Source organism: Geobacillus sp. WSUCF-018B, assembly GCF_002809985.1.
Taxonomy (GTDB): domain Bacteria; phylum Bacillota; class Bacilli; order Bacillales; family Anoxybacillaceae; genus Geobacillus; species Geobacillus thermophilus.
In genome coordinates, this window is the sequence record NZ_PIJF01000039.1 from 1 (window position 1) to 20,783 (window position 20,783).

Below are 20,783 nucleotides of genomic sequence, written 5' to 3' on the forward strand. Positions count from 1 at the left end.
AACGCGGTTGAATGGTGTGGAGATCCGGTTGGATGGTGTGGAAACACGGTTAGATGGCGTGGAGACCCGATTGGACGGCGTGGAAACGCGGTTGAATGGYGTAGAGACCCGGTTGGACGGCGTGGAAACGCGGTTGAATGGTGTGGAGACCCGGTTGGACGGCGTGGAAACGCGGTTGAATGGTGTGGAGACCCGGTTGGATGGTGTGGAAAACGAATTGAGGGAAGTGAAAGAGACGCTTCATCGGGTCGAAACGCAGCTTGTGGATGATGTGCAAATCTTGCTTCGCAAAATTCACGAAAAAGTGGAGGAGAAAAGTTTTGAAATTTATGCGCTGAATCGGCGGCTTCACCATGCGGAAGCGGCGATTGAGCAACTTCAGTCCAAGTTGTGATCCCCTCTCTTGGACATGCCCCTCTCCCAGCCTGTACAACAGTTGTCACTGATCCCTGTAAATGATATGATGAAGAAGTGAGTCCATGAAAAATAAGGAGCGTTTCCTATGCTTGGAGTCTTAAAAAAAGTATTTGACCCGAACAAGCGTCAGTTGGCAAGGCTTGAGAAAATTGCCGATCAAGTCGACGCGCTCGGTCCGGAGATGGCCCGACTGTCCGATGAACAGCTGCGGCAAAAAACCGAGGAATTCAAAGCCCGCTACCAACAAGGCGAATCGCTCGATGATTTGCTTGTCGAGGCGTTTGCCGTCGTGCGCGAAGGGGCGAAGCGCGTCCTTGGCTTGTACCCATATAAAGTGCAAATTATGGGCGGCGTCGTCTTGCATGAGGGCGACATCGCCGAGATGAAAACCGGGGAAGGGAAAACGTTGACGGCGACGATGCCCGTCTATTTGAACGCCTTGACCGGGCGCGGCGTGCATGTCGTGACGGTCAACGAATACTTGGCGACGCGCGATGCGACGGAAATGGGCAAACTGTATGAGTTTTTAGGCATGACCGTCGGGTTGAACTTAAGCGGCATGTCGCGCGAGGAGAAGCAAGCGGCGTACAACGCCGACATTACGTACGGGACGAACAACGAGTTTGGTTTTGACTATTTGCGCGACAACATGGTGCTTTATAAGGAGCATATGGTGCAGCGGCCGCTTTATTATGCGATCATCGACGAGGTTGACTCGATTTTGATCGATGAAGCGCGGACGCCGCTCATCATTTCAGGGACGGCGCAGAAGTCGACGAAGCTGTACGTGCAGGCGAATGCGTTTGTCCGCACGCTGCGCAAAGATGTCGATTACACATACGATGAAAAATCGAAAAGCGTCCAGCTGACGGAAGAAGGAATGAACAAAGCCGAGCGGGCGTTTGGCATCGACAACTTGTTTGATTTGAAGCACGTGACGCTCAACCACCATATTCAGCTGGCGCTGCGGGCGCACGTGACGATGCAGCGCGATGTCGACTACGTCGTGCAAGACGGAAAAGTGATCATCGTCGACCCGTTCACCGGGCGCTTGATGCATGGCCGCCGCTACAGCGATGGACTTCATCAAGCCATTGAGGCGAAGGAAGGGCTCGAGATTCAAAACGAGTCGATGACGTTGGCTACGATTACGTTCCAAAACTACTTCCGCATGTATGAAAAACTCGCGGGGATGACGGGGACGGCGAAGACGGAAGAGGAAGAGTTCCGCAACATTTACAACATGCGCGTCGTCGTCATTCCGACGAACCGCCCGGTGATCCGGGAGGATCGCCCGGATTTGATTTATCGGACGATGGAAGGGAAGTTCCGCGCCGTGGTTGAGGACATCGCCGCCCGCCATGCGAAAGGGCAGCCGGTGTTGGTCGGCACGGTGGCGATCGAGACGTCGGAGCTGTTGTCGGAGATGCTCAAAAAACGGGGCATCCCGCACAACGTCTTAAACGCGAAAAACCATGCGAAAGAGGCGGAGATCATCGCCCAAGCGGGGCAAAAAGGCGCGGTGACGATCGCGACGAACATGGCCGGGCGCGGGACGGACATTAAGCTTGGCGAAGGGGTCAAGGAGCTTGGCGGACTGGCCGTCATCGGCACGGAGCGGCATGAAAGCCGGCGGATTGACAACCAGCTGCGCGGCCGCTCGGGACGCCAAGGCGACCCTGGGGTGTCGCAGTTTTACTTGTCGCTTGAAGACGAATTGATGCGCCGTTTCGGCTCGGAAAGCTTAATGGCGATGATGGACCGCTTGGGAATGGACGACTCGCAGCCGATCCAAAGCAAAATGGTGACGAGAGCGGTCGAGTCGGCGCAAAAGCGGGTCGAAGGCAACAACTTCGACGCCCGCAAGCAACTGCTTCAATATGACGACGTGTTGCGCGAACAGAGGGAAATCATTTACCGCCAGCGTTTTGAAGTGCTTGATTCCGACAACTTGCGCGGCATCATTGAAAACATGATCCGCTCGGTCATTGAGCGCGCCGTTCATGCTCATACGCCGAAAGAGGACTTGCCGGAAGAGTGGAATTTGAAAGGGCTCGTCGATTACGTAAATGCCCATCTGTTGCCAGACGGCGATGTGACGGAGGGCGATTTGCGCGGCAAAGAGCCCGAAGAGATGATCGAGCTCATTTGGGCGAAAGTGAAGGCGCGCTATGATGAGAAAGAAGCGCAAATCCCGCCTGAACAAATGCGCGAGTTTGAACGCGTCGTCGTCTTGCGCGCCGTCGATATGAAATGGATGAACCATATCGACGCGATGGAGCAGCTCCGCCAAGGCATTCATTTGCGTGCGTACGGGCAAGTTGACCCGCTGCGCGAATACCAAATGGAAGGCTATGCGATGTTTGAAAACATGATTGCCGCGATCGAAGAGGAAGTCGCGACGTATATCATGAAAGCGGAAATCCATCAAAACCTCGAACGCCAAGAAGTGGCGAAAGGCGAAGCCGTGCATCCGAAAGAAGACGGCGAAGAGCCGAAGCGAAAACCGGTCCGCAAGGCGGTGCGCGTCGGCCGCAACGAACCGTGCCCGTGCGGGAGCGGGAAGAAATATAAACATTGTTGCGGAAGAACGGTGTAACGGTTTATAAATAATAGGGGGGCGCTGCCTCCATTTTGAATGGCAGATATGAACCATTGACATACTATATTCATGATGAGGTGAGGACAACATGATCGATTTGGTGGAAATTAAGCAAGAGCTTGAGAAAATGGCTAAGCGATTAGCGGAAATTAGGGGGTCTCTTTGACCTCGAAGCGAAGCAGGCGCGCATTCGCGAATTAGAGGAGCAAATGGCCGCGCCCAACTTTTGGGATGATCAAAAATCGGCGCAGGCGGTCATTTCCGAAGCGAATGCGCTTAAAGATCTCGTCGAGGAATTTTCCTCGCTTGAAGAACGGTTTGACAACTTGGAAGTGACGTACGAATTGCTCAAGGAAGAGCCGGATGACGAGCTCCAAGCTGAGCTGGTCGAGGAAGCGAAAAAGCTGATGAAAGACTTCAGCGAGTTTGAGTTGCAGCTGCTGCTCAATGAGCCGTACGATCAAAACAACGCTATTTTGGAGCTCCACCCGGGCGCGGGCGGCACGGAGTCGCAAGACTGGGCGTCGATGTTGTTGCGCATGTACACGCGCTGGGCGGAGAAAAAAGGGTTCAAAGTCGAGACGCTCGACTACCTCCCGGGCGAGGAAGCGGGGATTAAAAGCGTCACGCTGCTCATTAAAGGGCATAACGCTTACGGCTACTTAAAAGCGGAAAAAGGGGTGCATCGGCTGGTTCGCATCTCGCCGTTTGACGCCTCAGGCCGCCGCCATACGTCGTTCGTGTCGTGCGAGGTTGTGCCGGAGATGGATGATAACATTGAGATTGAGATCCGGCCGGAAGAGCTGAAAATCGACACGTACCGCTCGAGCGGCGCGGGCGGGCAGCACGTCAACACGACCGACTCGGCCGTGCGCATCACTCACTTGCCGACCGGGATCGTCGTCACGTGCCAATCGGAGCGGTCGCAAATTAAAAACCGCGAAAAAGCAATGAACATGTTGAAGGCGAAGTTGTACCAAAAGAAACTCGAGGAGCAACAAGCCGAACTCGCTGAGCTGCGCGGCGAGCAAAAAGAAATCGGCTGGGGCAACCAAATTCGTTCGTACGTCTTCCATCCGTACTCGCTCGTGAAAGACCATCGGACGAACGTCGAGGTCGGCAACGTGCAAGCGGTGATGGATGGGGAAATTGATGTGTTTATTGACGCGTATTTGCGTGCGAAGTTGAAGTAAAGGGCGATCATCGGATCGTCCTTTTTTCGCTTCAAAATCGTGTTTTGGCCTTTTGACGCATCTATGCTTTCGTGATACGCTGAAGGTAATGATAAGGAAAAAGGAGGGCGATGGCTTTGGCTGTGCGCAAACAATTGCTTTACGAACTGATTGACCGGTTGGATGAAACGGATCATCAAACAGCGTACGATTTTTTGATGTACTTGCTTGATCGATCCAGAAAGGAACGAATGGTATGGGAGCGGATTGACGAAACAGATGAAGAAACGTTGACGGAAGAAGAGCGCCAGCAGCTGCAAAGCGATGAAGGATATATCACCGGGGGAGAAGCCAAGCGTGAATTCGGGCTACAAGTTGATTTACCGTAGGGCCGCAGTCAAATTCATCGCTAGGCAAGAAAAAGAGGTTCAAGAACGGTTGGCCTCTGGGTTGCAAGGTCTGCTTGCGATCCCACCGCAGGGGGATATTAAAAAGTTGAAGGGGCAGGATGGATTATATTGGCTGCGAATCGGAACATATCGTGTGTTGTTTCGCATCGATCATGATGAACGAATCATCTATATTGAGGCGATCGGCAACCGTGGCGATGTGTATTGAGGCTTGTATTTTTTGGCTAGGGCGATCATCGGATCGTCCTTTTTTCCTTTATCATAGCAGACCGTTATCGCGTTAACCGGCTGTCATTTACTTACCAAAACGGGCATGCTATACTCACAGAGGAAGGTGGGGAAGCATGCGGAAGCGAAGAGAGAAGACCATGCCTCCGGCGGTGGAGGCGACTTTGGAGTATGCGTATGTTCTGGTCGGCGCGGCAGTTGTCGCGGTGGCGTTTAACGTGTTTTTGCTGCCGAATCGGATCGCCTCGGGCGGGGTAAGCGGCGTGAGCACGATTATGCACGCGCTGTTTGGCATTGAGCCTGCCTACGTCCAATGGGCGCTCAACATTCCGCTCTTTATCGCTGGCGTTGTGCTTTTGGGCCGGCAGTTTGGCGTCAAGACGTTTGTCGGGACGGTGTTCTTGCCGCTTGTCGTCTACATGACGAAAGGGATGGAGCCGGCGACGACGAATCCGCTTCTTGGCGCGATCTTTGGCGGTATCGGTGTCGGACTCGGCCTTGGCATTGTATTTCGCGGCCGCGCTTCGACGGGCGGCACCGATTTGGCGGCGCAAATCATCCATAAATATACCGGGCTGTCGCTCGGCATGTGTGTGATTTTGATTGACGGCTTGATCGTGTTGACTGCGGCGTTTGTCTTTGACATTGAGCGAGCGCTCTACGCGCTGATCGCCTTGTATGTGACAAGCAAAACGATCGACCTCGTCCAAGTCGGGCTTGGCTATTCGAAAATTGCCTTGATTATTACCAATGAAGAGGAAAAAGTGCGCCGCGCCATTTTGCACGAAATCGATCGCGGGGTGACGCGGCTGCCGGCGTACGGCGGTTACACCGAACACGAACGGCCGGTGTTGATGTGCGTCGTCGCTCAATCGGAGTTCACAAAATTGAAACAATTGGTCCGAACCATTGATCCGACAGCGTTTGTCGTCGTGGCCAACGCCGCTGAAGTGCTTGGAGAGGGATTTCAACGTACGTAAAACGGAAAAAATCGGTTATAATAAAGGAGAATGAAATTTTTGTTTTCTGGGGGGAGTTCGCCATGAAGTGGAAGTTGGCTGCGATGTTCCTTGGCGTTTCGCTCGCGCTTGCAGCATGCGGCGGCGGTGATGACAACGCCGGGGACCAAAACGGCGGCAATAACAACGGTGGAGGGGATACCGTTGCCGCTGCTGAACAAATCTATCAGCAAAACTGTGCATCATGCCACGGGCAAGACCTTTCGGGAGGGGTCGGTCCGAACTTGCAAAAAGTAGGAAGCAAATATTCGGCAGATGAAATTAAAGATGTCATCGCCAACGGCCGCGGCGCGATGCCGGCCGGAATCATCAAAGGGGAAGACGCTGATAAAGTGGCCGAGTGGCTGGCCGCGAAAAAATAATGGATGGATGTTTCTGACTCTTTGAAAGAAAAGATCGTTTCACTCAAGGAAAGTGCACCGCCTTGTTCGCTCAAGAACGGGGCGGTGTTTTCTGTTTTTGCGTCTTTTGTCCTAGTTTCTCCATTGTTCCCCATTTGAAATATAAATGTAAAATTCGACAATAGAAAATCGTGTTATAATAATCCTTGCGGAATTTTGCGGGATTCATTCGAAACAGCTCGAGAAATGGCAACAGGAAAGTCGAAAATAGGTGATGATGATGATTGAAATGCAAGATGTATACAAAACGTATCCAAACGGCGTTGTGGCGCTAAACGGCATCAACGTTCGCATCAAGCAAGGAGAATTCGTCTACGTCGTTGGACCCAGCGGAGCTGGGAAGTCGACGTTTATTAAGATGATGTACCGCGAGGAAAAGCCGACGAGCGGGACCATTATGATCAACGGCGTCAACCTTGCCAAGCTGAAAGACAGCAAAGTTCCTCTTTTGCGCCGCCATATCGGCGTTGTGTTTCAAGATTTCAAGCTGCTTCCGAAGCTCAATGTCTATGAAAATGTGGCGTTTGCGTTGGAAGTCATTGAAGAATCGCCGAAAGCGATCCGCAAAAAAGTGATGGAAGTACTCGACTTAGTCGGCCTCAAACATAAAGTCCGCTCTTACCCGAACGAACTGTCCGGGGGCGAACAGCAGCGCGTTTCGATTGCCCGCTCGATTGTCAATTCCCCCAAAATCGTCATTGCCGACGAACCGACAGGAAACTTGGACCCGGAAACCTCATGGGGCATTGTGGAGCTGTTTGAAAAAATCAACGACCGGGGAACGACGATTGTGATGGCGACCCACAACAAAGAGATCGTCAACGCGACCCGGCGGCGCGTCATCGCCATCGAAAACGGAAAAATTGTCCGCGACGAGGCGAAGGGGGAATACGGTTATGACGCTTCATACGTTTAAGCGCCACGTTCGGGAGAGCATGAAAAGCCTCGGCCGCAACGGTTGGATGACATTTGCGTCCGCGAGCGCCGTCACGGTGACGCTGTTGCTTGTCGGTGTCTTTTTTGTCGTCATGTTTAACATCAACCATTTCGCCAAAAAAGTCGAAAACGATGTCGAAATTCGCGTCCATATCGAGCTGACGGCTGACAGCCGGCAAAAAGACGCCTTGCGCCGGCAAATTGAAGCCATTCCAAACGTCAAGGAAGTGCGCTATTCATCAAAGGACGAAGAGCTGAAGCGGCTGATCAAAAGCATGGGGGAGGAAGGCTCGTCGTTCCGCTTATTTGAACAGGACAACCCACTAAGCGATGTATACGTCGTGAAAGCGGCCCGCCCGCAAGATACAGTGAAAATCGCCAAACAAATCGAAACATTGCCGTTCGTCCATAAAGTCAATTATGGCCAAGGGACGGTCGAGAAGCTGTTTGACGCACTGAAAGTGGCGCGCAACGTGGGGCTCGTGCTCATTCTCGGATTGTTGTTTACGGCGATGTTTCTCATTTCCAACACGATCAAAATTACGATTTTCGCCCGCCGCCGCGAAATTGAAATCATGCGGCTCGTGGGCGCGACGAACGGGTTTATCCGCTGGCCGTTCTTTTTGGAAGGGCTATGGCTTGGAATGCTTGGCGCTCTCTTCCCGATCGCGGCGCTTTCGATCGTGTACTACAACGTGTATCAAGTGTATGAACAGTGGGTTTCCTTGCCGTTTTTTGAACTTCTTCCGTTTTCGCCGTTTATGTGGCAGTTAAGCGGGCTGCTGCTAGTGATTGGCGCCGGCATCGGCGTCTGGGGAAGCGTTATGTCTGTGCGCAAGTTTTTAAAAGTATAAATGATAGAAAGGGAGAGGGGAAAGATGAAAAAGAAACGCATGTTGGCGCTCGCTGTTGCCGGGGCGCTTGGGCTGGGCATTCTCCCGCCGGCGGCGGACGCCGTCAGCACTCGTGATATCGAACAAAAGCGGGGCGAGATCGACGCGCTTCGTTCGAAGCGGTCCGATGTCGAGCAAAAAATCAATGAGGCGCAAAAAACGATCGAATCGCTTCGCTCGCAACAGCGCCAAGTTGCCAATGACATTCAAAAACTCAACGTGGCGATTGACGAAACGAGCGGCAAAATCCGCAACGTCAGCAAAGATATTGATGAAACCGAGCAGGCGATCGAGACACTGAAACAAGAGATTGCCGAAATTCAAGAGCGGATTGAAAAGCGGAATGAAATTTTGAAGGAGCGGCTTCGTTCCTTGCAGGAAAGCGGCGGAGCGATCAGCTACTTGGAAGTGTTGCTCGGCGCCCAAAGCTTCAGCGACTTCATCGACCGGATGAGCGCCGTCACCACGATTATGGAAGCGGACCAGCAAATCATTCGTGAACAGGAAGCGGACAAAGCGCTGAAAGAAAAAAAGGAAACAGAATTGACCGAAAAGCGGAACAAGCTGCAAGCGGATTTGCAAGAATTGAAGCAGCTGCAGGCTGAACTGGCTGGCCAGTTGGAACAAAAAAATCGCCTGATGGCTGATTTGAAGCAAAAAGAGGAAGAAGAGCATGATCATAAGATGGCGCTTGAAGAAGAAAAAGAACTGATCGCCAAACAAGAAGCGGCGGTGAAAGAGCAGCTTGCCGAACTCGAACGGCAAAAACGGGCGGAAGAAGAAGCGAAACAGAGGGGACGTACATATACCGCGCCAAACGATGGAGGATCGTCATCAGAAGAAGCGCCATCGGGCGGCAGCACACCGCCTGTGTCGAGCGGGGCCTTCACCCGTCCAGCCAACGGTCCGATCAACTCGGGCTTTGGCTACCGGTTTGGTGGCACGGACTTCCATCCCGGGGTCGACATTGGCAAGCGAGCTCCTGTTGTGCCGGTTGTCGCGGCAGCGGACGGCATTGTGTTCCGCTCCTACTATTCTAGCAGCTACGGCAACGTCATTTTCGTCAGCCATGTCATCAACGGACAAACGTACACAACCGTCTACGCCCACCTCGAGGCGCGTCTGGCCGGGGAAGGACAGCGCGTCCGCAAAGGGCAAGTGATCGGCTATATGGGCAATACCGGGAATTCGACCGGTCCGCACCTTCATTTTGAACTGCACCGCGGTAGCTGGAACCCAGGAAAAACGAATGCGGTCGATCCGCGTAATTACATCGCTTTCTAAATTCTGCTATACGCAACTTGTCTGTCTATGAGGCGGACAAGTTGCGTATTTTTTTGTCATTCGTTCGTGTCGACTGCCGGTGAAAAACGGCCATTTTCCTTCAACAGGTATTGGCAGCCGCCATAAAGAATCGGGTTTTAACAGGCTTCTCAACTTGAGAAAGGCGCGTGTTGGGCAGGCTTCTCATGAAATCAACAGTCTTCCGGGCGGGGGGCGGCCATTGAAACTGCCTTGTCCTCTTCGTCCGTTTTCCTTTCTCTTGACTCTGTACCGTAGTACACCGTTTATAATGGGAAACAACGAGGAGAAACGTTTCGTCATGGTGAGGAGGGGGAACGGACGAAATGGTCAAACCATCGTTTTGGGCGGTGCTGGCGCTGCTCAGCTGCCCGTGCCATTTGGCGCTTGTTCTGCCGCTGTTGGCCGGAACATCGGCCGGTGCGTATTTGATCCGGCACCAAAGTCTTGCTGTTGGTCTTTTGACGGTGTTATGTTTCGTTTCACTGACAATGATATTTTACAGGCGAAAGCCAAAACCGTCAGGCGAAACGGCCGGCTGCTCCCCGGGGAAAACGGGAAACGGCGATGAGGCGTGCTGTGCTCCGTTCAGGCAGGAGTGACGTTCGTGTTTTTTTGTGGTAGGAGCCGCCTTTTTGCTCAAAACTAGGAAAGACCACTTTTCATTAAGGAGTGTTTGTGACCATGAAAACGTACCGAATGAATGTACAAGGCATGACATGCACCGGTTGTGAACAACATGTCACTGCAGCGCTGGAGGCGATTGGGGCCAAGCAGATTGACGTCAGCTTCCGGCGCGGTGAAGCGGTATTCGCGCTTCCTGATGGCACGGATATTGGCCTGGCGAAACAAGCGGTCCGAAACGCTCATTACGAGCCGGGGGATATCGAGGAGATCACCGTGCCAGCCACCCCTTCCTTCGATGGCGGGGGAGAGTATGATTACATCGTCATCGGTTCCGGCGGGGCCGCGTTTTCCTCGGCGATCGAAGCGGTGAAATACGGGGCGAAAGTAGCCATGGTCGAACGCGGCACGGTCGGGGGGACGTGCGTCAATATCGGCTGCGTGCCGTCAAAGACGTTGCTTCGGGCTGGGGAAATCAATGCGTTGGCGCGCAATCATCCGTTTTTTGGCCTGCATACCTCTGCCGGTCCGGTTGACTTGGCGCCGTTAGTGAAGCAAAAAAATGAATTGGTCGGACAGCTTCGCCAAGCGAAGTATGCCGATTTAATCGCGGAGTACGGGTTCGATTTCATCCAAGGGGAAGCCCGATTCGTCGGACGTCAAACGATTAACGTCAACGGCCAAACGCTGTCGGCGAAACGGTTTTTGATTGCGACGGGTGCTTCCCCGGCCGTGCCGGACATTCCGGGGCTCCATGATGTCGATTACTTGACAAGCACGACGCTGCTTGAGCTGAAAAAGGTGCCGAAGCGGCTTGCTGTCATCGGCGCCGGTTACATCGGGATGGAGTTGGGGCAGCTGTTCCACCATCTTGGCTCCGAGGTGACATTGATGCAGCGGAGCCCGCGCCTCTTGAAAGCGTATGACCCGGAAATTTCCGAAGCGGTGGCAGAGGCGCTCGCGGAACAAGGCATCCGCGTCATCACGGGCGCTTCGTTTGAACGGGTCGAACAAAACGGAAACACGAAAAACGTATATGTGAACGTAGACGGGCGCACCCGGGTCATCGAAGCGGACGAACTGCTTGTGGCGACGGGGAGAACGCCGAATACAGCCGCGTTGAACTTGCCGGCAGCCGGTGTGGACGTCGGGGCGCGCGGGGAGATTTTGATTGACGAATACGGGCGAACGACGAACCCGTACATTTATGCGGCAGGCGATGTCACGCTTGGCCCGCAGTTTGTCTATGTCGCAGCCTATCAAGGCGCCGTTGCCGCAGCCAATGCCGTCGGCGGACTGAACAAGCGCTGGGATACGGCCGTTGTTCCGGCGGTGACGTTCACCCATCCGGCCATCGCCACCGTCGGGTTGACTGAGCAACAGGCGAAAGAAAAAGGGTATGACGTGAAAGCGTCTGTCTTGCCGCTTGAGGCGGTGCCGCGCGCGATCGTCAACCGGGACACGACAGGAGTGTTTAAACTCGTGGCTGAGGCGCGCACGGGCAAGCTGTTAGGCGCCCATGTTGTGGCGGACAATGCCGGTGATGTCATTTATGCCGCCACGTTGGCGATTCAATTCGGATTAACGATTGACGACCTTCGCAGCACGTTGGCTCCGTATTTAACGATGGCGGAGGGGCTGAAATTAGCGGCGCTGACGTTTGACCAAGATGTTTCGAAGTTATCGTGCTGTGCGGGATGAGGCCTTCGAATTGGGCCGCCGCTTCGCGGACCGTTATGAAGGGGCTAGAACTCATTGCGGTTGCAATGAAGCGGAATAAGAAGCGATCCGTTTGGCCGGGCGCTTCCCGATTCATAACGAAATGTCGGCGCAACGTTCCTATTTCCTTAACCCTGTACGATCGTGCACGGTGATCCTTTTGGGTGAGGTGGTTATGTGAAACATTACCGCATCGGGGAGCTGGCAGAAAGATGCCATGTCAATAAAGAAACCATTCGGTACTACGAACGGAAGGGGCTCATTCCCGAAACCGAGCGGACGGAAGGCGGATACCGTCTGTATACGGAGGAAACCGTCAGGCGCATCCAGTTTATTAAGCGGTTGCAAGCGCTCGGGTTCACCTTGGCAGAGATTGATAAACTGCTTGGCGTTGTCGATCGGGATCGCGACCGATGCAAAGATATGTACCAATTTGTCGAGCAGAAAATCAAGGAGATCAAGGAGAAGATTCAGGACTTAATGAAAATGGAGGCGATGCTCCTTGAGCTGAAGGCATGTTGCCCCCATGAGGAGAATCTCTACAACTGCCCGATTATTGACTTATTGCTCGAAGGGGCATATTTCAGCAAGGTCGATGATATGTGGTTTTGGATGCGGGATATTGTCCCAAATGAACGATGGAAATAAACGGGCGATGGGAGGCGCCGGCAGCTTTCGGCAGCGCCATAGGAAACACATGGGCCGTCCCTTGGGGCGTCGCGGCAACGGGGGTCAGGAAATAGGCGGCGGGAAGCCCCAATCAAAATAAAGCTGCTCTCATTAGCCGGGTTCCCGGCTAATGGGGGCAGCTGTTTGTCTGCTCAACGGTTTTTTCGCCTGTTTCCCGATTGACAAGCGAAGGCGGGTTTTATATAATTATCTCGAATTCGAGATTTATTGGATAAAGATAAATGTTTGCGCCCAACGGGGATGAGACAACGCAAAACGGGAATCAATATCGTAGGCCCTGGTGGTTATGGCGCTTGCTGGTTCAGAACAGCACGCGCTTGATGGCCCATCATTTCTTGCAATGAAGGAGTGGAAAAGATGATCCGCATCGACCGGGCGTCGTCCCGATATCATGCCGATTACGGGTGGCTGAAAACATATCATAGTTTTTCGTTTGGCGAGTATTACGACCCGAACAACATTCAATTCGGGCCGTTAAGGGTGTTAAACGACGATTTCGTCGCACCGCTTGCGGGGTTTGGCGCCCATCCGCACCGGGAGATGGAAATTGTGTCGATCGTGCTGAAAGGCTATTTGCAACATGAAGACAGCACCGGACATAAGGCGGTGACAACGTTCGGCGGCGTGCAGCGGATGTCGGCCGGCACCGGCATCGTCCATTCGGAAGTGAACCCGTCGGCGACGGAAGAGGTGAACTTTTTGCAACTTTGGTTTTTGCCGGAACAATACGGATTGCCGCCGTCGTACGAGCGGACCGAGTTTCCGGTCGACAAGATGAAAAACGCCTTGCTGCCGATTGTCACGAAACACCCGTCTTCCCCGGGGATTGCTCACATTCATCAAGATTTGACGATTTATCTTTCCGATTTGGAAGCCGGGCATGAGCTGACGTTTACCCAGCCGGAAGGGCGGAACATCTTTGTCTTTGTCATTGAGGGGGATTTGGCGTTAAACGGCGAGGCCCATCTCGAACGGCGCGATGCGGCCCGTATTACGGACACGCCGGCGCTTCGCTTGGTGACGAACGAAGGAGCGCAGTTCATGCTCATTGATTTGCCCAAAGAGGAGTAAGAGCATTTCGTTTTTGTGCGGTTCATTCGTTTGACGGCCACTTCGGATGCGGCTAAGAAGACGAATCAAAAAGAGGCATCGTTCGCCAAAATGGCGGGGGGTGCCTCTTTTTTCCGCGCCCGTATGAGTTGAGAAATCAAAACGCAGCGTGTAAACTAGTAAAGGATAGACAACGAATGAGCATACTCGGTACAAGCCTAACATATGATGGAGATAAAGGCATGGCACGGCGTTTGGGCGGTGCTTTTCCTTTTCTCATTGGCGTCAGAGGCATCCGCTTGTTTCGCCGAAGGAGAACGAAGAGACCCCCTTTCCCTTCCGTTGCAGGCAATGGAAAGGGCAGGTTTAGGGTGAGGAGGAAACAACGTGAAGAAAACGACAACGGCCGCACTCATGGCCATCTCGATGCTCATCGGGGCCGGCGGGACGTATGCCGGTTTGCAGCTGGCTGGCGGAGCAGAAGACGGGCCGATGCCGGCGGCCATTTCTGAGGAACTGTCCAAGACGGCCAGCGATCATGACGAAATGAAAAAAGTCCGCCAGGCGTACGAACTCATTAAAAACCGGTATGTGGAAAAAGTGGATGAAGAAACATTAACGGAAGGCGCCATTCAAGGGATGATCGACACGCTCGATGATCCGTATTCCGTCTACATGGATGCGGAAACGACGGAGCAGTTCAATGAGTCGCTCGACTCGTCGTTTGAAGGAATCGGCGCCGAAGTGAGCATGATCGACGGCAAGGTGACGATCGTGGCTCCGATCAAAAACTCGCCGGCGGAAAAAGCGGGGCTGAAGCCGAACGACCAAATTTTGCGCGTCAACGGAGAAAGCCTGGAAGGGCTTGATTTATATGAAGCGGTATTGAAAATCCGCGGCAAAAAAGGGACGACAGTGGAGCTTGACATTTTGCGCCCGGGCGTCAAAAACGTGATGAAAGTCAAAGTCGTCCGCGACGAAATTCCGATTCAGACGGTGTATGAGTCGGTCAAAACGTATGAAGGCAAAAAGGCCGGCTATTTGCAAATTACGTCGTTTTCGGAAAACACAGCCGCCGACTTTAAAAAGAAGTTGGCGAAGCTTGAGGCCGAACATATTGATGGCTTGATCATCGATGTGCGCGGCAACCCGGGCGGCTATTTGCAAAGCGTTGAGGAAATTTTGAAGCAACTCATCCCGAAAGGCAAACCATATGTGCAAATTGAAGAACGCGATGGCGATCGGCAAAAGTTTTATTCCGATTTAACGGCGAAAAAGCCATACCCGATCGTCGTGCTCATCGACAAAGGAAGCGCATCGGCGTCAGAGATTTTGGCCGGAGCGATGAAAGAAGCGGGCGGCTACAAGCTGGTCGGCGAGGCAACGTTCGGCAAAGGGACGGTGCAGCAGGCGATTCCGATGGGCGACGGCAGCAACATCAAATTGACGCTGTACAAATGGCTGACGCCGGACGGGCATTGGATCCATAAAAAAGGGATCAAGCCGGATGTCGCGGTGGCGCAGCCGGATTATTTCCACGTCGCTCCGCTTCATGTGGAAAAACCGCTTCGGTATGACATGAACGACGAGCAAATCGCCAATGCGCAAAAAATGCTCAAAGGGCTTGGCTTCAACCCGGGCCGCACGGACGGCTACTTCAGCAAAGACACCGAGCAAGCCGTCCAAGCGTTCCAAAAAGCGAATCAGCTCCCGGTTACGGGGCGAATCGATGAGACGACGGCGGATGTGCTGCAAACGAAAATCATGGAAGCCGTCCGCGATCCGAAGCATGATGTGCAGTTGAAAAAAGCGCTTGGCGTGTTGTTTCCGTCGTAAGCGAGCCAATGATGACGAGTAAAGAGAAAAGGGTGCCTCTGACAACGCAGAGGCACCCTTTTCTTTGTGACTGATTTGCCTGTGGACTATCGCTGGCTTCCTACAAATGGGCTGGTGTTTTCTCCTTTTCTGATGGAAGCGGCAGCTGCACGGTTTTTTCGACCGCAAACCGGGGCCGCCGTTTCACCTCTTGATACATTTTGCCGATGTATTGCTTGATTTTGGTAAATAAATGTTCGGAATAAAACTGCTCGAACGACGGCGTGCCAGCGAGGCGATAGCGGATTTCCTCGTTAAACCCGCCAAGCAAAAGCAGCTGCAGCGCCAAGGCGATCGGCACGAGGCGCCGCCATCGCGGCGAGGAAAAAGAAAAATCCGAGCACAAAGCTGGCGTAAAACGGAAGCAAGATGATCGCAAGCCATTCTTTCCATGTCGCTTCTCCGTTGCGGATCGACAGAAACGCCCAAAGCGCCAGCGGCATGCCGAGCGTGCTTAACATGCCGGACGGCCAAAACGGTGTCAGCGCAAAAGCAAGCGCCGCCCCGACGCGAATGAGCCATGATTCCGGTGAAGGCAAAAAGTGGCGCCTAAGCAGCCAATACATGCCTAAAAAGGCGAATACCCTCGTGATCGTTTGGCTGATGGCGTACGCCACCATGGAGGGAAACAAAGCGTGTAGCCACACGATGCCGCTGAATTCAGTGCCGAAGGCGTTGCGCGGCAACCCGTTGATCACTTGCGGAACCACGGCGTCAAGCGGGCCAAACAATTGTCCACTTCGGGCAAGCACGCGGTACCAGGCGATGTTTGAGTCCATATTGTCATGGACACGAATGTGGGCATGCTCGCCGAGAAGGTAAAGCGGAGAAAGATAGAGCGCCAAGATGAGAAAGGCGGCGTCGATGGCCCTGCGTTCAATCTGTTTCACTTGTTGCTCCCCCTTTTTGGACAGGCGTAGCATTGGCAACACGGGACATTATAAAGAACGCTGATTAAAAAAGAATAAAAAAAGAGTAAAGAAGCAGTGAAGAGAAGGAAAAGGGCGGATCATAAGGAAGGGCAGAAAAAACGCCCTGCCTAAGGCAGAGCGCGGCGCGACAAGCTCGTTGCCTGTTTGGTGGGGCTGATTGTGCTTTTGCACGGTTAGACAAACAAGTTCATCACCCGCCCGAGGCCGCGCCGTTTCCGCTTCGGTTCTTCGGACGGATTGTGCGGGGCGGGCGGCTGGTGATTCAGCTGTTGCTCGAGGCGGGCGACGAGCTGTTCCAAGGCGGTCAGGCGGGCGGTGATTTCTTCCATCTCCCGTCGGTGGTGCAGCAATTGAACGGAAACGACGTCATCCGCTTTTTGTTCCAGTTGCTGCTCGAGTTGATCAAGGCGCAGGGAGACGCGGCTGATTTCCGGTCCGACATATTCTTGAAACAGGGCATGAATAGGAACGTTCGGCGGCGATGTTGAAGGACGGCTAGGGGCCGGCGGTGTTTTCGGTTCTGCTTTCGGCTGCGTTTCCAGCGCGGCGCCTTGTTCAAATTTGACCCGCTCAAGCAGGGCGATCGTTTTTTCGTCAAACAAGTAGTGGCCGGCTTCATTTTTTTGCAGCGGAATGTTGTATTTCCGCACCCAGCGCTGGATCGTTTTTGGCGACACTCCGAGACGGGCGGCAACGTCGGGTGTTTTTAACTCCATCGTTCCACTCCTCCTTTTTTGTCTTCTTCTATATCCCTTTTTTCATTGGCATAAGAAATCCTGCCCGGGCGACAAAACTAGTGTCCATTCGGCAAAGAAAGTGGAAAACAGCGCAAATTCGCCATTCAGGCAAAAAAGATGGCGGCAGGCATGGGATTTGTCCCAGTCATTTGGTAGAATAGAAGATAAAGAATGGGGAACGAAGCGAGGGGGAAGGCGGATGGCAACTTGGGGATTGGAATGGTTGGAAGGCGTCGCCGATGTGTGGCGGCAGCCGCTCTTGTATTACGGCCTGCTGTTGGCCTGGGGTGCCGGCTGGCGGCGGGTGAAGCGGGAGCGCCGCGATTTTCATGTGCGCGTCTATCGGCTGGGGCAAGAATGGCGTGGGCTTTGGACGTGGGGATGGGTTGCGGGCGCTGTGCTGTCTGTCATTGCGTCCGGCATCGGGCTCGCGTTGCCGCCGGATGCGGTGTGGGCGGTGACGGGGTTGACGATCCTGCTTGGCCTGACGATGGAGGCGCGCCTCCTTTCACCGGCTTATACAGTGGGCGGAGCGCTCGTCTTGCTCGGCTTGGCGGGGTCAAGCGGACTTGCCGCTCATCTGTTGTCAGACGGCGCGGCGGATGGAGGGGCGCTTGCCGCCCTGCTTGTGTTGTTGCTGTTGGCGGAAGGATGGCTGATTCTCCGCTCGCGAAATGGGGCGGCCTCGCCGCAGCTTGCGAGAAGCAAACGCGGAATGATTGTCGGCATGCAGTGGACGCAACGGTTTTGGTTTGTGCCGGTCGTGCTGCCGATATCCGACGGCGCGTTGCCGTCGGTTTCGTGGTGGCCGCTCATTCCAGCTGGGGACGGCTATTCGTTTTGGCTTGTGCCGTTTCTTCTCGGCTTTTCGCAGCGCCGGCAGCACGTGCTGCCAGCGGAAGCAGCTCGTGAAGAAGGGCGGCGCGTGCTTCGCCTCGCTTGGCTTGTCGCCGTGCTGGCCGTCTTCGGATTATGGCATCCGTTGCTAGGGGCTGCCGCAGGAGCTGCAGCCATCATTGGGCGGGAGTGGATTGCCTTTTCCGGTCACCGCGCCGACCGCGCCCGCCCGCCCCGGTTTGCCCGCCATCCGCAAGGCGTGGTGATCGTCGGGGTGCTCCCGAATTCCAAAGCGGAACAAATGGGGTTAAGCATTGGTGAAGTGATTGTAAAAGCGAACGGCGTTCCAGTGCAGACTGAGGCCGAGTTTTACGAGGCGCTCCAGCGCAACCGCGCGTTTTGCAAGCTGGAAGTCATCAGCCATAACGGCGAGATCCGCTTCGTTCAAGGAGCGGTGTATGAAGACGGCCACCACGAACTTGGTCTGCTGTTCGTTCATCAACGAGGCGCTTCGGCGTCCGAAGCTGTGTCGTAAAGGAGACTAGACGTATGTGGTTTCTCGCGGCCCTTATCATCCCGTGCCTTTTGTTGCTGCTGTTTGCGCGGGTGACGTACAACCGTTACATTGCGTTGTTGTTGACCGTTGCCTTGCTTGTCGCCTCGTATGCCAAAGGGTATACGGACGAGCTGCACGAAATCGTCGCCGACATCGCCTCGACGATTGCCGGTTTTCTGTTGGCGGGGCGAATGTTGGACAACTTAAAGAAATGACAGAGAAGCGGACCCATCTGCAGCGGTCCGCTTTTTCATCTATGCAGCTGGAAGCGGCCTGACGGAATGGAAATCGCTGTGCAGGTTGGAACGAATACCAGTTCGCATTTTTTGTGCATCTGCGCAGAGGATATGATACAATGGGGAAAGATGGATTGAAGAAGGAGGCGAAACGGTGGAGGGCCGTTTTCAATTAGTGTCGCCGTACGAACCGCAAGGCGATCAGCCGCAGGCGATCGCCAAGCTTGTGGACGGCTTGCAGCGGGGTGTGAAACATCAAACGCTCCTTGGGGCGACGGGGACGGGCAAAACGTTTACGATCTCGAACGTGATCGCCCAAGTCAACAAGCCGACGCTTGTCATCGCCCACAACAAAACGCTCGCCGGTCAATTGTACAGCGAGCTGAAAGAGTTTTTCCCACACAACGCCGTCGAATATTTTGTCAGCTATTACGATTATTATCAGCCGGAAGCGTACGTGCCGCAGACGGATACGTACATTGAAAAAGATGCGAAAATCAACGATGAAATCGACAAATTGCGGCACTCGGCAACGTCGGCGTTGTTTGAGCGCCGGGATGTCATCATCGTGGCCAGCGTCTCATGCATTTACGGCTTAGGGTCGCCGGAAGAATATCGCGAGCTTGTCGTTTCATTGCGCGTGGGGATGGAAATCGAGCGCAACGTGCTGCTGCGGCGGCTCGTTGACATCCAATACGACCGCAATGATATCGACTTTCGGCGCGGCACGTTCCGCGTCCGCGGCGATGTGGTCGAAATTTTCCCCGCGTCGCGCGATGAACATTGCATTCGCGTCGAATTTTTTGGCGATGAAATCGAGCGCATCCGCGAGGTGGACGCCTTGACGGGCGAAGTGCTCGGCGAGCGCGAGCATGTCGCCATTTTCCCGGCGTCGCACTTCGTCACGCGCGAGGAGAAAATGCGGCTCGCCATTCAAAACATCGAACAAGAGCTTGAGGAGCGGCTCGCCGAACTGCGCGCCCAAGGAAAGCTGTTGGAGGCGCAGCGGCTGGAGCAACGGACGCGCTATGATTTGGAAATGATGCGCGAGATGGGCTTTTGTTCCGGCATCGAAAACTACTCGCGCCATTTGGCGCTGCGGCCGCCGGGATCGACGCCGTATACATTGCTTGACTATTTTCCGGACGATTTTTTGATTATCGTCGATGAGTCACACGTCACCTTGCCGCAGCTGCGCGGCATGTACAATGGCGACCGGGCGCGCAAGCAAGTGCTCGTCGACCACGGCTTCCGTCTGCCGTCGGCGCTCGACAACCGGCCGCTCACGTTTGAAGAGTTCGAGCAAAAAATCCATCAAATTATTTACGTCTCGGCGACGCCGGGGCCGTACGAGCTCGAGCACAGCCCGGGCGTTGTCGAACAAATCATTCGCCCGACCGGGCTTCTTGACCCAACGATCGACGTCCGTCCGACAAAAGGACAAATCGACGATTTGATCGGCGAAATTCATGAGCGCGTCGAGCGGAATGAACGGACGCTCGTGACGACGCTGACGAAAAAAATGGCGGAGGATTTGACCGATTATTTAAAAGAAGCGGGGATCAAGGTGGCGTATTTGCATTCGGAAATTAAGACGCTCGAGCGCATTGAAATCATCCGCGATTTGCGGCTCGGCAAATACGATGTACTGGTCGGCATCAACTTGCTGCGGGAAGGATTGGACATTCCGGAAGTGTCGCTGGTCGCCATTTTGGACGCCGACAAAGAAGGGTTTTTGCGTTCGGAGCGCTCGCTCATCCAGACGATCGGCCGGGCGGCGCGCAACGCGAACGGCCATGTGATCATGTACGCCGATACAGTGACGAAATCGATGGAAATCGCTATTCAAGAGACGAAGCGGCGCCGGGCGATTCAAGAAGAGTACAACCGAAAGCACGGCATCGTGCCGCGCACGGTGAAAAAGGAGATTCGCGACGTCATCCGCGCGACGTATGCGGCGGAAGAGACGGAGATGTACGAGGCGAAGCCGGCGGCAGCGATGACGAAACAAGAGCGGGAAGAGCTGATTCGAACGCTCGAGGCGGAGATGAAAGAGTCGGCCAAAGCGCTCGACTTCGAGCGGGCCGCCCAGCTGCGCGATATCATTTTCGAATTGAAAGCGGAAGGGTGATGGCCGGGTGAACGGA

Annotated in this window: 18 protein-coding genes and 2 pseudogenes; 18 read left to right on the forward strand and 2 right to left on the reverse strand. The window is 54.2% G+C overall.

The features are described from left to right. The 15 genes and pseudogenes from CV944_RS11895 to CV944_RS11965 form a co-directional block, all read left to right on the forward strand. Positions 1-394 (forward strand): annotated as a pseudogene (locus CV944_RS11895) (hypothetical protein); the annotation flags it as partial. Positions 395-502: 108 nt separating this feature from the next. Then, a complete protein-coding gene (gene secA / locus CV944_RS11900; RefSeq protein WP_063329608.1) occupies positions 503-3,016 on the forward strand; it encodes a preprotein translocase subunit SecA in 2,514 nt (837 codons plus the stop codon). 91 nt (positions 3,017-3,107) lie between these two features. Then, positions 3,108-4,212 (forward strand): peptide chain release factor 2 gene (prfB, locus tag CV944_RS11905; protein ID WP_145994827.1). Its coding sequence is split into 2 segments (ribosomal slippage): positions 3,108-3,182 and positions 3,184-4,212, totalling 1,104 coding nucleotides; the frame shifts between segments, so codons are not numbered across the junction. Positions 4,213-4,322: 110 nt separating this feature from the next. Then, positions 4,323-4,580 carry a hypothetical protein gene (locus CV944_RS11910; RefSeq protein ID WP_082825792.1) on the forward strand — a complete coding sequence of 86 codons (258 nt, stop codon included), beginning with the start codon at positions 4,323-4,325 and terminating at the stop codon, positions 4,578-4,580. Beyond that, positions 4,549-4,809 carry a type II toxin-antitoxin system RelE family toxin gene (locus tag CV944_RS11915; RefSeq protein WP_063329607.1) on the forward strand — a complete coding sequence of 87 codons (261 nt, stop codon included), beginning with the start codon at positions 4,549-4,551 and terminating at the stop codon, positions 4,807-4,809. The genes CV944_RS11910 and CV944_RS11915 overlap by 32 nt, the downstream gene beginning before the upstream one ends. Before the next feature lie 136 nt (positions 4,810-4,945). Next, positions 4,946-5,809, forward strand: coding sequence for a YitT family protein (locus CV944_RS11920; RefSeq protein WP_063329606.1), 864 nt, complete (start codon positions 4,946-4,948; stop codon positions 5,807-5,809). 62 nt (positions 5,810-5,871) lie between these two features. Next, positions 5,872-6,210 carry a cytochrome c551 gene (gene cccB, locus CV944_RS11925; RefSeq protein WP_100659566.1) on the forward strand — a complete coding sequence of 113 codons (339 nt, stop codon included), beginning with the start codon at positions 5,872-5,874 and terminating at the stop codon, positions 6,208-6,210. Between the two features lie 259 nt (positions 6,211-6,469). Next, positions 6,470-7,165 carry a cell division ATP-binding protein FtsE gene (gene ftsE / locus CV944_RS11930; RefSeq protein ID WP_100659565.1) on the forward strand — a complete coding sequence of 232 codons (696 nt, stop codon included), beginning with the start codon at positions 6,470-6,472 and terminating at the stop codon, positions 7,163-7,165. Beyond that, positions 7,146-8,039, forward strand: coding sequence for a permease-like cell division protein FtsX (ftsX, locus tag CV944_RS11935; RefSeq protein ID WP_100659564.1), 894 nt, complete (start codon positions 7,146-7,148; stop codon positions 8,037-8,039). The genes ftsE and ftsX overlap by 20 nt, the downstream gene beginning before the upstream one ends. A 24-nt stretch (positions 8,040-8,063) precedes the next feature. Beyond that, positions 8,064-9,362, forward strand: a complete 1,299-nt coding sequence (locus CV944_RS11940; protein ID WP_100659563.1) for a murein hydrolase activator EnvC family protein — start codon at positions 8,064-8,066, stop codon at positions 9,360-9,362. A 344-nt stretch (positions 9,363-9,706) separates the two neighbouring features. Further along, entirely contained in the window at positions 9,707-9,982 is a 276-nt protein-coding gene (locus tag CV944_RS11945) for a transporter (RefSeq protein WP_044741908.1), read from the forward strand. A gap of 82 nt (positions 9,983-10,064) precedes the next feature. Next, a complete protein-coding gene (gene merA / locus CV944_RS11950) occupies positions 10,065-11,705 on the forward strand; it encodes a mercury(II) reductase (RefSeq protein ID WP_100659562.1) in 1,641 nt (546 codons plus the stop codon). Between the two features lie 195 nt (positions 11,706-11,900). Continuing rightward, on the forward strand, positions 11,901-12,371 hold the full coding sequence (merR, locus tag CV944_RS11955; protein WP_100659561.1) for a mercury resistance transcriptional regulator MerR: 471 nt from the start codon (positions 11,901-11,903) through the stop codon (positions 12,369-12,371). 399 nt (positions 12,372-12,770) lie between these two features. Then, a complete protein-coding gene (locus tag CV944_RS11960) occupies positions 12,771-13,484 on the forward strand; it encodes a pirin family protein (protein WP_095859958.1) in 714 nt (237 codons plus the stop codon). 366 nt (positions 13,485-13,850) lie between these two features. After that, a complete protein-coding gene (locus CV944_RS11965; RefSeq protein WP_100659560.1) occupies positions 13,851-15,299 on the forward strand; it encodes a S41 family peptidase in 1,449 nt (482 codons plus the stop codon). A 100-nt stretch (positions 15,300-15,399) separates the two neighbouring features. Here the strand turns inward: CV944_RS11965 and CV944_RS11970 are convergent. Together CV944_RS11970 and CV944_RS11975 are read right to left on the reverse strand one after the other, a co-directional pair. Then, positions 15,400-16,228, reverse strand: a pseudogene (locus CV944_RS11970) (DUF6044 family protein). A 215-nt stretch (positions 16,229-16,443) separates the two neighbouring features. Beyond that, complete coding sequence (locus CV944_RS11975; protein ID WP_033012045.1) at positions 16,444-16,986, reverse strand: MerR family transcriptional regulator; 543 nt, start codon at positions 16,984-16,986, stop codon at positions 16,444-16,446. Positions 16,987-17,206: 220 nt separating this feature from the next. Between CV944_RS11975 and CV944_RS11980 the strand changes: the two genes are divergently transcribed. The 3 genes from CV944_RS11980 (at position 17,207) to uvrB (ending at position 20,767) form a co-directional block, all read left to right on the forward strand. Then, positions 17,207-18,379 (forward strand): PDZ domain-containing protein, encoded by a 1,173-nt coding sequence (locus CV944_RS11980; RefSeq protein ID WP_100664243.1) that lies wholly within the window; start codon positions 17,207-17,209, stop codon positions 18,377-18,379. 14 nt (positions 18,380-18,393) lie between these two features. After that, positions 18,394-18,615, forward strand: coding sequence for a CsbA family protein (locus CV944_RS11985; RefSeq protein WP_033012047.1), 222 nt, complete (start codon positions 18,394-18,396; stop codon positions 18,613-18,615). 175 nt (positions 18,616-18,790) lie between these two features. Then, positions 18,791-20,767 carry an excinuclease ABC subunit UvrB gene (uvrB, locus tag CV944_RS11990; RefSeq protein WP_100664244.1) on the forward strand — a complete coding sequence of 659 codons (1,977 nt, stop codon included), beginning with the start codon at positions 18,791-18,793 and terminating at the stop codon, positions 20,765-20,767. Positions 20,768-20,783 lie beyond the last annotated feature (16 nt).

Excerpts from the sequence above, each read along its gene's own strand:
- CV944_RS11940 (WP_100659563.1), top strand. The coding sequence starts at position 8,064 with ATGAAAAAGAAACGCATGTTGGCGCTCGCTGTTGCCGGGGCGCTTGGG.
- CV944_RS11960 (WP_095859958.1), top strand. The coding sequence starts at position 12,771 with ATGATCCGCATCGACCGGGCGTCGTCCCGATATCATGCCGATTACGGG.
- CV944_RS11975 (WP_033012045.1), bottom strand. The coding sequence starts at position 16,986 with ATGGAGTTAAAAACACCCGACGTTGCCGCCCGTCTCGGAGTGTCGCCA.
- CV944_RS11985 (WP_033012047.1), top strand. The coding sequence starts at position 18,394 with ATGTGGTTTCTCGCGGCCCTTATCATCCCGTGCCTTTTGTTGCTGCTG.
- cccB (WP_100659566.1), top strand. The coding sequence starts at position 5,872 with ATGAAGTGGAAGTTGGCTGCGATGTTCCTTGGCGTTTCGCTCGCGCTT.
- secA (WP_063329608.1), top strand. The coding sequence starts at position 503 with ATGCTTGGAGTCTTAAAAAAAGTATTTGACCCGAACAAGCGTCAGTTG.
- ftsX (WP_100659564.1), top strand. The coding sequence starts at position 7,146 with ATGACGCTTCATACGTTTAAGCGCCACGTTCGGGAGAGCATGAAAAGC.
- ftsE (WP_100659565.1), top strand. The coding sequence starts at position 6,470 with ATGATTGAAATGCAAGATGTATACAAAACGTATCCAAACGGCGTTGTG.
- CV944_RS11910 (WP_082825792.1), top strand. The coding sequence starts at position 4,323 with ATGGCTTTGGCTGTGCGCAAACAATTGCTTTACGAACTGATTGACCGG.
- merA (WP_100659562.1), top strand. The coding sequence starts at position 10,065 with ATGAAAACGTACCGAATGAATGTACAAGGCATGACATGCACCGGTTGT.
- CV944_RS11980 (WP_100664243.1), top strand. The coding sequence starts at position 17,207 with ATGGCAACTTGGGGATTGGAATGGTTGGAAGGCGTCGCCGATGTGTGG.
- CV944_RS11945 (WP_044741908.1), top strand. The coding sequence starts at position 9,707 with ATGGTCAAACCATCGTTTTGGGCGGTGCTGGCGCTGCTCAGCTGCCCG.
- CV944_RS11920 (WP_063329606.1), top strand. The coding sequence starts at position 4,946 with ATGCGGAAGCGAAGAGAGAAGACCATGCCTCCGGCGGTGGAGGCGACT.